This is a genomic window from Paenibacillus phyllosphaerae (assembly GCF_014192105.1).
Lineage (GTDB): Bacteria > Bacillota > Bacilli > Paenibacillales > Paenibacillaceae > Paenibacillus_Z > Paenibacillus_Z phyllosphaerae.
Map to the genome: position 1 here is coordinate 1 of NZ_JACHXK010000011.1, position 13025 is coordinate 13025.

10 protein-coding genes are annotated in these 13025 nt (G+C 54.7%); 4 read left to right on the forward strand and 6 right to left on the reverse strand.

Features of this window, described 5'->3' with window-relative positions:
• A partial coding sequence (locus FHS18_RS20855; RefSeq protein WP_183602222.1) for an IS110 family RNA-guided transposase occupies nt 1-789 on the forward strand: 789 nt, incomplete at its 5' end.
• A gap of 414 nt (nt 790-1203) precedes the next feature.
• Here the strand turns inward: FHS18_RS20855 and FHS18_RS20860 are convergent.
• A complete protein-coding gene (locus tag FHS18_RS20860; protein ID WP_183602223.1) occupies nt 1204-2742 on the reverse strand; it encodes an ATP-binding protein in 1539 nt (512 codons plus the stop codon).
• A 169-nt stretch (nt 2743-2911) separates the two neighbouring features.
• The gene (locus FHS18_RS20865) at nt 2912-3799 is read right to left on the reverse strand and encodes a serine/threonine protein kinase (protein WP_246427809.1); all 888 of its coding nucleotides are present in this window, start codon (nt 3797-3799) and stop codon (nt 2912-2914) included.
• A gap of 117 nt (nt 3800-3916) precedes the next feature.
• On the opposite strand from FHS18_RS20865, the gene FHS18_RS20870 reads away from it, so the two are divergent.
• Nucleotides 3917-4114 (forward strand): hypothetical protein, encoded by a 198-nt coding sequence (locus FHS18_RS20870; RefSeq protein WP_183602225.1) that lies wholly within the window; start codon nt 3917-3919, stop codon nt 4112-4114.
• A gap of 277 nt (nt 4115-4391) precedes the next feature.
• The gene (locus tag FHS18_RS20875) at nt 4392-4610 is read left to right on the forward strand and encodes a hypothetical protein (RefSeq protein ID WP_183602226.1); all 219 of its coding nucleotides are present in this window, start codon (nt 4392-4394) and stop codon (nt 4608-4610) included.
• A gap of 186 nt (nt 4611-4796) precedes the next feature.
• Here FHS18_RS20875 and FHS18_RS20880 read toward each other — a convergent pair whose 3' ends face one another.
• The 4 genes from FHS18_RS20880 to FHS18_RS20895 all read right to left on the reverse strand — a co-directional run bounded on the left by FHS18_RS20880 (nt 4797) and on the right by FHS18_RS20895 (nt 11731).
• Nucleotides 4797-6137, reverse strand: coding sequence for a putative bifunctional diguanylate cyclase/phosphodiesterase (locus FHS18_RS20880; protein WP_183602227.1), 1341 nt, complete (start codon nt 6135-6137; stop codon nt 4797-4799).
• Between the two features lie 524 nt (nt 6138-6661).
• Nucleotides 6662-7384 (reverse strand): response regulator transcription factor, encoded by a 723-nt coding sequence (locus FHS18_RS20885; RefSeq protein ID WP_183602228.1) that lies wholly within the window; start codon nt 7382-7384, stop codon nt 6662-6664.
• A gap of 144 nt (nt 7385-7528) precedes the next feature.
• Nucleotides 7529-11356, reverse strand: a complete 3828-nt coding sequence (locus FHS18_RS20890) for a PAS domain S-box protein (protein ID WP_183602229.1) — start codon at nt 11354-11356, stop codon at nt 7529-7531.
• A 144-nt stretch (nt 11357-11500) separates the two neighbouring features.
• Nucleotides 11501-11731, reverse strand: a complete 231-nt coding sequence (locus FHS18_RS20895) for a hypothetical protein (protein WP_183602231.1) — start codon at nt 11729-11731, stop codon at nt 11501-11503.
• 362 nt (nt 11732-12093) lie between these two features.
• On the opposite strand from FHS18_RS20895, the gene FHS18_RS20900 reads away from it, so the two are divergent.
• Nucleotides 12094-12966: a helix-turn-helix domain-containing protein gene (locus FHS18_RS20900; protein ID WP_183602233.1), complete on the forward strand. Its 873-nt coding sequence runs from the start codon at nt 12094-12096 to the stop codon at nt 12964-12966.
• The last annotated feature ends 59 nt before the right edge of the window (nt 12967-13025 follow it).

Sequence of the window (13025 nt, forward strand, 5' to 3'; positions counted from 1 at the left end):
TACAGCGAGCTTCAGCATCTGACGAGGCAGCATGAGTTTGTTACAGCCACGTACGTACAATTGAAACTGAACGGCAGAGCGTTGCTTGAGCAGGTGTTCCCTGAATTCCTCGGATTATTTAGCAACCTGTTTGCAACAACATCATTAAAAGTTTTACAGCGATGTTTAGAAGATAATACCGCAGATGTGAGCGACATCATAAGCGAATGCGTAGGAAAATCTCATTCTAAGCGCTGGGTAGCGGAGAAAGCTGAACAGTTGCAGGAACATTTGCGGGGCTGGGATAAACAAGCTAGAAGCCAAGCTCAGACTGTGGCGCTGATCAGTATGGTTGCATTGCTTCTGGAGTTTGACAAACAGTTAAGTGAATTGGAGACGCTGATCCAAGAGGTGTCCAATGAATTGCCTGAGGTCGATTTGGTCAAAAGCATTCCAGGCGTTGGAGATAAGCTTGCCGCTGTCATCGTGGCAGAACTAGGGGATGCAAGCCAATTCGAGGAAGCGAAACAACTGGTGGCTTATGCAGGATTAGACCCTGGTATTTGTAGCTCAGGAAAGTTTACAGCTACAAGTAATCGGATTACGAAAAGAGGCTCCAAAAGGCTTCGACGCGCATTATATCTTGCCGTTCAATGTGGAATTCGACGAGGCGCTAACCAGAAGATTAAGCAGTACTACGATAAAAAAAGGAAAGAGGGCAAGCCTTACAAGGTGGTCGTGATCGCTTGCGCGAACAAGCTTCTCCATCACGTGTACGCCATCCTTCGTAAGAACGTGCCCTACCATTAAAAAAATATCCATAATTAACCATAATCCTTCTTAGTGGAGAAGGATTATTTGTTATGCACAAAAATAAGTATACCAATAAAACTCGTACTCACCAAGTCCAAAAGCTTGACAAGTATTAGCTGGTTTTCGGCGGTGGAACGCTTTTGTCCCTGCGGAAGATCGGTCATGGAACGACCGACTTCCCTGGCATGGGACAAAGCTTTGGGTTCGAGCTTCGTTCGATACGTTGTGCCTTGGGGAGATGACCTGGGGCGTGTGATCGTGGATGATGCAATGAGCTTGCCCTCGCTTGACGTCCACTTCGTGGACACGCTGACTTTCAAACATCCGGTGCTTGAGGCACCTCCAACCAAAAACGTCCGAGCAGCCATTGGCTGTCTCGGACGTTTTTGGTTTATTTGCCGCTAAAGCGGATTAACTGCTCTCGCTGCTGGCCGAGGCGCACTCCTCCGCCGCCGTGTTCGTTGCCGGCGGACAGAGGGGCAGATGCAGCGTGAAGCTGCTCCCGGCGTCTTTGCGGCTGCGCAACGAGAGTCTTCCGCCGAGCAGCGCGGCCAGCTGCTGGCTGATCGACAACCCCAGCCCCGTGCCGCCGTACTTCCGGTTGATCCCGCCGTCTTCCTGGCGGAAAGCTTCGAAGATGAGCTGCTGCTTCGCTTCGTCGATGCCGATGCCGGTATCGATGACGGTGAACGCGATCTGCTGCATCGGCCAGTCGGCGTGTTTGCTCGCGGCGCGCCTCTCGCGGAGCCAGCCTTTTCCCTTACCCCGCTTCGGGGTCTGACCGTAGAGGCCGGATCCCTCCAGGCGAACTTCCAGCACTACGCTGCCCGCGCTCGTGAACTTGAAGGCGTTCACGAGCAGATTGCGCAGAATCTGGTTCACTCGCAGCTCGTCGGTGATGATCGACTCCGGAACGTCGGAGAGCATATGTACGTTAAATTCCAGCTTCTTCTGCTGCGCCATTGGCGAGAACTGCTGATGCAGCAGATGGACAAGCGACTGAACAGACACCTGCTCGAACACGACGTCCATCTTCCCCGCTTCTACTTTGGACAGATCGAGGATGTCGTTGATCAGCTGGAGCAGTTCGTCTCCGGCCGTCTGAATGAGCGCAGCATACGCTTGATCCTCCTCCTCATAACGCCGATCCTCATTGTCGCGGATCAGCTGCGAGAGCAGAATGATGCTATTGAGCGGCGTCTTCAGCTCATGCGACATGTTGGCCAGAAACTCCGACTTATACGCCGATACCCGCTGCAGCTCGGCCGCCTGCTGCTCCATGTCCTGCTTGGCCTCCCGAAGCTGCTCCGTCTGGCGCCGCAAGAGCGTGTTCATCGTCCGCAGCTCTTCCACGCGCCGTTGTTCTTTCTCGAAATCACGGATAATGAAGACGAATAAGAGGCACATCAGCGTTCGGCCGGGAAGCGCATATTGGCCGACGTCGCGCCAATAGACCGCGACTGTCATCGATCCGTTGATTGAAACCGTACCGAACGCCAGCAGCGTATTCAGTACATTGATGAGGATAATGGCGGTCGCAGCTTTCCAGCAGAAGCGCCAGGTCGACCGTTTCAGCATGATGTGGAGAATCGCGCCTGTTATACCGAGGACTATCATCGTTGCAAAACCGAGCACAGCCGTCAGGTCCCAGCTGAAATAGAAACGCCCCAACCCTATGCCTGCTCCAATGGCAATGATGGTCCAAGGATTGCCGAAGACCAGGATCGCCAGGATTACCGGCACATAACGCAGGTCTAACATGGTTACTTCGCCGATTCGGACGCCGAACACCATCGCTAACCAGCCGCTTGCGATAAAGACGGCAACAGAAAGCGCGTATTTGACTCTTGCGGAAGTATGGACGAGCAGATATTTGTGGCCAATGTTGAATAGGTACGCGAGCGTGATCAGGATACTGATGCTGGCAAAAAAGTTTTTGGCTAATGTCAAGCCTACGCCTCCTACCTGACAAGGTGAAACGTCCCTGCGCCGCCGTAGAGGACGGCCTGCGTCTCATTTACGGAGAAACACAACGTCATGCCGAATTACAACCCGATTTGCCAATGCGCATGAGGATAGACGAATTGCTGTTTTTTACCCGTTTTGTACCGGGATTGAATCAACTCTGTTGCATTTCTTCCACCAATCGTTCCAAATAAACAGCGCCCTCAGAGGCGGAAACGAACGGGTCCTTGTCTCCTAATGCCCGCAGAATCCATTCCTTCATCCCCGCCGACAGCGCTAGCTCCTTCTGCCAGTCTCCCGCCTCTTCGACTTCCTTCGGGGTGTAGCCGGAATAGAGCAGGAACAGCGCCAAATGCCCCAGCCCATAGAAGTCGCTCGCCGGCTCCGGGCGCCGCATCCGCTGCTTGACTCCCGCCCAGCTGCCATCCGCCTCCGCCTCTTCATGCTCGCCTAGCGCAATCCGGAGGGCCTCGGGCAGCTGCTCGCCAATGCGGCAAGCTAAGCCGTAATCGATCAGGAAGATGCGCTGCGACATCGGCCGGTCCGCATCGCTGCTCTGCATTACGTTCGGGATTCGGACGTCGCGGTGCACATACCCCCGTTCATGCAGATGGCTTAGCGGCTCCAGCAGCGCCAGCAGAATATGAGCCGTGGTAAGCTCATCGTAGCGGTAACCTTGTTCCATCATCAGGGACTCCAGGTTATCGCCATCGATTAATTCCATGACGAGCAGGTGCCTGCGGCCCGCGCGGCAATTGTCCTGCCAGCGCGGAATTTGCGCATGTGAGAGCTGCCGCATGAGCTCGCTCTCACGTCGCAGCAGTTCCCTTCCGACCGCTCCCTTGCTCGGCTTATTCAGCTTCACCAGCACGTGAACCCCGGTGCGCCGATCGAACGCTTCGTACGCTTGGCCGTAACTGCCCATCCCTAAGAACCGCTCGAGCTCATACCGCCCGCACAGGACGGTTCCCTCCCGAAGCGGATAGTCCTGCCAGTTGCGGATCGCAAGCTTCAGCCGTTCGATAAGCTTCTTGATCATCATTTCCCCCCTCGCCCTGACACCCAAAGTAGAAATTTACAGAAACCCTTCGGATGGAAATACGTAAAACTAATCAAAGCATACACAACTGCGCAGTGTATGAAAAGGAGGCTAATCACGATGCTTAAACATCTGCTGAAACGTTTCGTTCATTCACTTACGGGTAATAAACACTACGGTCACGGCGGTCACTACAAACGCTATAGCAGTAGCGACTACAAGCATGGGTATCAGCGCCCGCCGCAATACCCGCCGCAGCAAGGCCACCATTACGGGCACGGCCATTACAAACGCAAACATAGCAGCTTCTCCAGTTAACCGCTTCTTAAGTTAACGGGAGAGCGAATGCACACGAAGCCACAGCCGCCCTCGATTCAGACAGGGCGGTTTTTGTTTTTATACAAGAAGAATCAACATGAAGCATAAGCTACTAATATTGGTAGCAAAATAGGGGAACATCAAGCATATGCAACAAATGGTGCCAATTGTTAGAAAAACGTGAGTAAATCAAACAAACGTCTGACGCAGCCTTTATAAGCGGCTAAAATCTAAACCCTATAATCGGAGTAACCAATACATTCGGAGGTGCATGACGATGACAAAGGTGATTACCTTTAAGAATCGCAAAGTTCCTGTACATTTCTCTTCCGGTCAAACGACCTCTCTCGATCTGCTCCGCAACAAGCTGCACGAGCTTGAATTCAATCTCGATTTTCGCCGCAAGTGGAAACGCATCGCATCGGTGGAAATGGTCCGCGACGTCGCCATCTTCCAATACAACGACGGTACGAAGCTATACTTGGAAGTATCCTAAGCCGCTAGCGAAGACGCGCCTCGCTGAAGCGATTCTTTTGTTCCGTGGCCCAAGTCTTCCCGCAGCCGCTGGTGTGCGGGATTTATTTTCGCATTTTGCGTAAGCGCTGTCACTACGCTCGAGGGTATAAAAAAAGAGGACAGCCGACCTGCGGCCTATCCTCTCACGTTGTTACTTCTGCTCCCGCTAATGGACCAGCTCCATCAGATGCGGGCCGACCTCGGCTTCCTGAATCGGCTTGCCGAGCAGGTAGCCCTGCATGAAATCGCAGCCCCACTCCCGCAGGAGCAGCAGCTGATCATAATCCTCGATCCCTTCGGCGACAACCTCGAGACCGAGCCGATGCACGAGCGAAATCATCGACTCCACGATCACCCGCTCGGGATGCTGCTTGCAAATATGATTGATGAACGAGCGGTCCAGCTTGAGCGTATGCAGCGGAAGTTCGCGCAGATAAGTAAGCGAAGCGTACCCGGTGCCGAAGTCGTCCAGCGCAATCCGGACGCCCGCATCCCTCAGCTGCTCCAGCGCCGCAACCGTCGCTTCGCCGGCATCGATCATGACGCTCTCCGTAATCTCCAATTCGATCGCCTGCGGCGGCGTTCCGCTTTCTCTGAGCACGAACAGGATCGTCTCCACGAATGCAGGCACCCGAAGCTGAAGCGGCGACAGATTCACGGCCATGACGATATCGGTCAGTCCGCGCTGCGCCGCCTCATGGTACATCCGGCAAGCCTCGCGAATGACCCACTCGCCAATCAAGACGATCAGCCCCGTCTGTTCGGCGAGGGGCACGAACTCCGCCGGCGAGACGAAGCCCAGCTCCGGATGGGTCCAGCGGAGCAGCGCCTCGAAGCCCCGCAGACGACCGGACGCCTCGTAGATCGGCTGATAATTAAGCGACAGCTGGCCGCCGCTTAATGCGTCGCGCAGCGCGCCTTCGAGCTCCATTCTACGGCTGGCGCGATTGGCGTCCGCCTCCGTGTAAGCCCCGATCCGGTTGCCTCCGGCCGCCTTCGCCTGCTGCAGCGCCGTCTCCGCATGACGCATCAGACGTTCCGCGGTCAAACCGTGCTTCGGACACTCCGCTAGGCCGATGCTGCAAGTCGGATAGAGCATCTGACCGCCCACCTGCAGCGGCACTTCAAGCTTGGCCTTCAGATCGGCCGTACAAGCCGATACCAATTGTTCGTTGTCAAAGAATCGGAACAGCAGGAAGGTATTCCCCCCGATCCGGCATGTCGTGTATTCGCTCAGCTGCTTGCTCTGGAATCGGCGTCCGAGCTGCTTGAGCGCCTCATCGCCGAATACGGTACCGCGGGATTCATTAATGAGATGGAACCGGTCAAAATCAACGACAGCAACAATGACACCGACTTCGTTCGCCCTGCCCTTGGACAGCGCTTGCCCCAGCAGGGTGAATGCGGCCATCCGGCCCGGTAAGCCTGTCAGACGATCAAAATCCTCCCAGCCCGCAGCAGCTCTTCCTTCCGATATGCTCTGCAAAACTGGATATCTAGCGTCCATGTCTTCGTCTCTTCCTCTCTTTGCTAATCTGGTAACGATCCGTTTATTAAGTCAAATTTTCACATAAAAACATTAGAAAAGTTAGAGGAGAACCATTAGGAATCCGTTAAGTGAAATATCCTCACTCTACCATGCAACCTCTCGCTCCTGCAACAGGAAGGACAAAACTTTATTCATCTTGTATGCAAGGTGAAACGGCTAGCGCCGGCTTTAGTGGCGAAGGCGCGTTTCACTCCGGAGAAATAGAAGATGATTTATAAAACGTGAAACTTATAAATGCTTCTATTTCAAGGTGAAACGGCTATCGCCGGCTATAGTGGCGAAGGCGCGTTTCACTCCGGAGAAATAGAAGATGATTTATAAACGTGAAACTTATAAATGCTTCTATTTCAAGGTGAAACGGCTAGCGCCGCCTTTAGTGGCGAAGGTGCGTTTCACTCCGGAGAAATACAAGAAAAAAGAACCCTCCCGCATGCGAACGAATTCGCATATCAGAACGGTTCTATCTATTGGTTTACGGGAGGTTACGGCCTAACGCCGGCCTCCTGCACATATTTGTAGCCAACTCCCCAGACGGTGCGTATATACTTGGGCTCCTTCGGATTGTTCTCGACCTTCCGTCTCAAATTCACGATGTGCACATCGATCGCGCGATCGGTCACGAAGGAATCGAAACCTCGGATGGCATTAATCAAATCCTCGCGGCTGAATACTTTGCCCGGATGAGCCAAGAACAGCTTCATCAGCTCGAACTCCGAGAAGGTCGTCTCCACGAACATGCCGCGGACATGCAACAGTCTGCGTTCCGTATCCAGCTGAATGGTCGACTCCGGCTCCTGTGGCGTCTCGTTCCCGCCCGTTTGCGTAAGCCCTGGCAGATGCAGCTGCTGGGCCCGGCGGATCAAGGCTTCTGAGCGAGCGCTCAGCTCATGCATGCTGAACGGCTTGCATAAGTAATCATCGGCTCCTGCACGGAGCGCCTGTACCCGTTCGCTCACATCCGTCTTCATCGACACGACCATGATCGGCACGCTTGAGAACTGGCGGATGCTGCGGCATAGATCGGTGCCGTCGCTATCCGGAAGCATGAGATCGAGGAGGATCAGATCTGGCTTGACCTCATCGAGCAGCGCCATACCGGTGGCCCCATCGAACGCCTGGTGAACTTGATATCCTTCTCCGGTCAAATACATTGAAAGCATATCGCTCATCATGACGTCATCTTCAATGACTAATACTTTATACATGGCGTTCACCTCGAAGCGAATTGAAGATTGTCGTTGACGCACGTCTACTATCAATATACAATACCGCGAACTAGAGCCACAATAGAATGTTAGAAAATTGTTAGGATATGCTGTCGAATTTGTAAATATTGTTGAATAAATGACTTATTTGGCTGAAAGTGCCGCAAGCATCGGCTTCAGCACCAGATAGACGCACGCCGCCGTGCTATGGACTTCCTTCAGGTCAATCTGCTCGGCCGGAAGCTTCAGCAGTGTCTCCAGCTGATCGGCAAGCGCCGCGAGTTCGGCTGCGGACAGATTGCCGGCTACTCCTTTGAGTGTATGGGCCAGACGCCGCGCCGTCGCATAATCACGCTCGGCTATCGCCTCGGCGAACCGCTGCTCGAACAACCCGCTGTCCGTAACGAACACGTTCAGCATATGGCGGAGAATCTCGCGCTTGCCGCTCACGCGGGCGAGCGCCGCGCTCATATCGATGCCGGGCACGGTCGGAAGGGCGATCGCCTCTTCACTCTCCGCAATCGGCCTCGTCTCCAAAGCCGCCGCCGCTTCATGATAGGCTGCTTCCTGTTCTTTGGGCTTGATCCATTTCAGCACCGTATGGAGCATCTTATCCGTCTGCAGCGGTTTGGTCAGCACGTCATTCATGCCGATCTGGAGATAACGCTCATGGTCCTGGCGAATCACGTTCGCCGTTAAGGCGATAATCGGCAGATCATCGAATCTTGCATCGGTCCGAATAATTGCCGCCGCCTCGTCGCCGTCCATCTCCGGCATATGGATATCCATCAGGATCAGGTCCCAGCGGCGCTGCTCCAGCTTATTCAGCACCTCATGACCCGTCTCGGCCACTTCGACGGTGAATCCCCATTCCCGCAGTTGCTCGACGGCAACCAACTGATTTATAGCATTGTCTTCCGCAAGCAAAATATTCCCTTTGGGCAGCACCACTTCCCGCTCCTCGGAGGCTGGTTCTTCCTGCGCTTCCCACACGTTGCCGTGCAGCTTCAGGATCGGCAGCAGCGCGCGGTAGAGCGTAAGCCGCGTTACCGGCTTGACCAGAATCGCATCCGGCCGATCCTCGGCCGGAAGCTTCAGCAACTCCTCCCGGCCGAAGGTCGTCGTCAGCGCTACCGTACTGACGCCTGCCGCGACGGCTTCGGCGTGGAAGGAATGCCAGGTGTCATCGTCGTACATATCCGGCATCTCGAAATCAAGCACGACCGCATCCGGCAAGGCGCCGATTCCCGCCCGCTTGAGCCGGTCGAAAGCAAGCCGCCAGGAAGGAAGCACGATCGGCAGGAGGCCCATCTCTTCCAGCATCGCCGAGCTATGCTCTTGGGCCAGAGGATAATCCTCGACGACCCATACCGCATATTCGCCGATCTGGTACGCCTCGCTCGTCGCCGACGATTGGATCGCGAAATTCAGCGTGAATTCGAAGCGGCTGCCCTCGCCCTTGACGCTCTCGAACGTGATGGCGCCGCCCATCATCTCGACGAGGCTTTTGGCAATGACTAGCCCAAGCCCCGAGCCGCCGTATTTGCGCTGCGTTCCCGCATTCCCTTGCGAGAACGATTCGAACAGCCTGCTCTGCTGCTCTTGCGATATGCCGATCCCCGTATCTTCGATGATGAATCGTACCGCCACATCACCATCCGATTCGCTAGCCGGAAGTTCAATTCTAAGAAGCACATGCCCGCGGTTCGTGAATTTGACCGCGTTGCCGCACAGGTTGAGCAGGACCTGCTCCAGCCGCAGCGGATCCCCGATCAGCGCAGCCGGAAGCCGCCGCGGCAGGTCGATCAGAAACTCGAACTGCTCCTTGCCGCCGACGAACACGCTCAAGATATCCCCCAGCTTCTGCAGCAGCTCCTCCAGATTGAAGCTGACGGCATTCAGCTCAACCTTGCCGGCCTCTACCTTGGAGAAGTCGAGAATATCGTTAATGATCCTGAGCAGCGCCTCGGAGGCCGAATGCGTCTTATCCGCGTAGTCGCGCTGCAGCGGCGTAAGCTCCGTCTTCTGGAGCAGCCTGGTCAGACCGATAATGCCGGCCAGCGGCGTGCGAATCTCATGGCTCATCCGGGCGAGGAAGACCGTCTTTGCCTGATTGGCTTCCTCGGCTTCACGCTTGGCGATGCCGAGTTCTTCGTATACCCGGGTCGTCTCGGTAATATCGCGGGCGATACAGGAGTAGAAGATTTCGCCTGCTGCCTCATGCGTCACGATAATTTTGGAGACGTGGATGATTCGTGAATCGAGCGTGTGCAGATGGGCAACGCTCTCATGGTATCCGTGCGCTTGCGCATAATCCATGCCTGAGAGCAGCGCTTCCTCGAGAGATGCAGGCACCTCGTCATGGAGTGCAGATTCAAGATCCGTCTCATGCTCCAAGCCGAGCATGGCCCGGCCAGCCGGATTGAGATACACGAGCCGGCAATCCTGATCGAAGGTGGCGATCAGATCATGCGCGGATTCAAGCACAGCTAGCAGCCGGTTGCGGATGCTCTCCTCCTGCTTTTGCTTCGTGATATCCCTGGAAATTCCCACGACGCCTACCGTATTTCCATCCCGGTCGCGAATCGCGCTCGAGCTGTGCATGACCGGAATACGCGTACCGTCCTTGTGAACCAACACCCATTCGCGCTCGTAGCTGACCTGATTCCTCCGCAGCTCCCTGAGCAAGGTAACATCCAGTGGCATCGTTCGTCCCAACTCCAGCGATAGCGCTTCGGCTGCCTCTCGCAAGTTATCTGGATCCATGTACAACAGCGGCGTAGCTTGATGCAGCACTTCCTCCGCGCGATAACCTAGCATTCGTTCCGCAGCCTTGTTGAAGTACGTGATGCGATATTCCTCGTCCACGCCGATAATCGAGTACTCATTCTGATTAATGATCGCTTCAAGTCGATCGAACATCTCCCGCAGATGAACCGTCATGTCGTTCACGGATTGGGAGAGCTGCGAAATCTCATCGCCCCCGTCATCGGGTACGGGCATCGTGTCGAATTGGCCGGCCGATGCGGCTTCGGTTACCGCAAGTACGCGCTTGATCCGGATGACCAGCCGGTTCATTAGCTGCCACAGCAGCAGCGTCATGACAACCTCGGCAAGCAGAATCGCGCCGACCGTCTGCCAGAAGAGCGAGGTGAGCGGCTGATCGAATTCATTCATGGCGACGCGCAGCCCGATCTTCCAGTGCGTCAGCCCGACATCGGAATAGAACACCATATACTGGTGATTGTCCGCCTTCACTTCCGTGTATCCGCGCTGGTTGTCCAGCATCTGCACGGCAATCTTGCTATAAGACAGTTCCGGGGTATTCAGATTCGCTTTTAATTCATAATCCATATCCGGGTGGTAGAGCAGATTCCCCTGCGCATTGTACATAATAACTTCATCGGACAAACCGACCCGGAAATTCAAGTATTGCTCGTACATCTTCTTGGTGTCGATGGCCGCGTACACTGCGCCGATCATGGCGTCATCCTGCCCATAGACGGGCACCTGAATGAGAATATACGGATGCGTGGAATACAAGCTGACGAACGGATCGGTGAGCGTTGCCTGCCCGACGCGGGATTCATCTTGCCATGGCTTGTTCCATGGACCGACCTTTGCGCCGTTCGGCATCTCGAGCGTGTCGTAGAGGCTCGCATAAGCAAGCATGGTGTAAGGCGAAGGGGCTCTGGAAGCTTCAATATGCAGATAGGCTTTCCGCTCCTCGTCCGTGCCGTGCCGGATAATATCGACGCGACTCATCCCCTCGATCTCCGAACGCATCGCATTCAGCCAGCCGGAGAGATTGTCGGCATTGTTGCGCACTTTCGAGTAAGCTTTCTCGACGAGCGCTTCGGTGATCGTGCTCTGAGCCGTGGTATAGGTACTCATGCCCACCAGTATGAGCGGGATCGATGTGATGAGAATAATAAGGACGAGAAATTTGATCCGCAGCGAGACATGTTTCATAGCTGATCCTTTCCAATCGGGACCTTAACCGTGCGAGCGGCGGCGGCCCGTACACTATAGTATCTTCTTCTACCTATATCGGCCGGAAGGGCGAAAGTTGGTAGCGCCAAGCGTCATTCTAGCTTGCGATACTAAAAAACGGGCCTATTGGCCCGTGGTCTGCATGCGCTTAATATAGTAATGTTTAGCGCAAAGTCCTTTGCTAAGCACCTTGCGCGAACAGTTCACCCATTGACAAAAGGCGGGCAAGTCGGACGCACGCCTGACCTTAACCGCTGCAGGATCGCCATGCCTGAGCCAGCGCTGATGATGCATGGCGCAATATTGCTTGGCTTTGACCGGTTTGTCGCAATCTTCCACAGTACATGTTTTCATCTGAAGGTCCTCCTCCTCTTACGGCGTTTAGCGGCTTAGAGGGTTACCGCTTGCCCGGAACCATTTGTTGTATGGCTCCTGTATGCAAGCACTCCGCCGAAGAGACGGCGATCACCGCTTCACTAGTCAGGCTCACTCCTGCCTTGGTTTCTATTATGGCGGATGCCTGCCCGTACATAAAGAGGGAGGATTCCCCCAAATTCGGCAAAATCCGGGTGTACACCGTGCCTAACAGCCCATACAGCGTCCTCCTGTAGCCGAGTTTAATATCTTAACCAGTTCTGGAATCAGTTGAAAATCAACGAAAGAATTGACTATACTTTGACTAGCAACCATGACGAGCGGATTAATGAGGTGACGAAATGCCTGTATTCGAAACAATCTTCCAAACCTTGGACACACCAATGGCCTTGCTCCAAGGCAGCCCCGACCAGCCATTCTTCGATCGTACGAACGACGCATTCGTACGGCTGACCGGCTATTCCGAAGCCGAGCTGGCCAAGCTTAAGCTGTATACCCTCTTCACCGATTGGAGCGAGTCCTCCCTCTCCGAAGAGAAAGCCCTTCACGCATTAAGGCCCAAACATAGCCAGCCGATACAAGTGAAATTGACCTGCAAGCGTCTTGAAACGCATCCCGTTCCGGTATGGCTGCTAACGGCCGAGGACGTGTCCGCTGCCCTGTGGATCGAAGAGCAGCTGCGTACGCAGACGGTGCTGATCTCGGGCATTGTCGATGCGAATTTCATGATCGACAGGATCGATAAGAAATATCCGATGTCGGTGTTCGATCCCGGAATCGATTCCATCGACCAATCCGTCATGGGCATCGTGCATGAAGATGAGCAGGAACGCGCGATGGAGGCGGTGAAGCGTGCCGTACTCGGCCGCAAGCCGGAGAGTCTCACGATTCGTACGAAGCGGCTTGCCGATACGCTCGATCTGGAAGTGAATCTGATCTTTGCGCCGTTCTACCATGGCGACAGCAGCTTGAAGCAGTATGCGTTCGTTGTGACGGATCTTCGTCCAAGCTCCGAGCAGGCCGATCCTTCCGTGAAACTGAAGATTCTGATGGCCCGCTGCAACATTGCGGCGCAGGATCTGTCAGAGTCGACCGGCATCTCGGTGCAGACGATCTCGAAACTGCGCAACGGCAAGATCCGCAAGCCGCAGCGCCTGACGGCGGAACTCATTGCCAATGAGCTTGGGGTCAAGCCAAACGATATTTGGGACTAAAGCTAAAGCTGAAACTACGCTTAACCAGCAAGCAAGGGGCGCCCCCCGTCATTCAACAT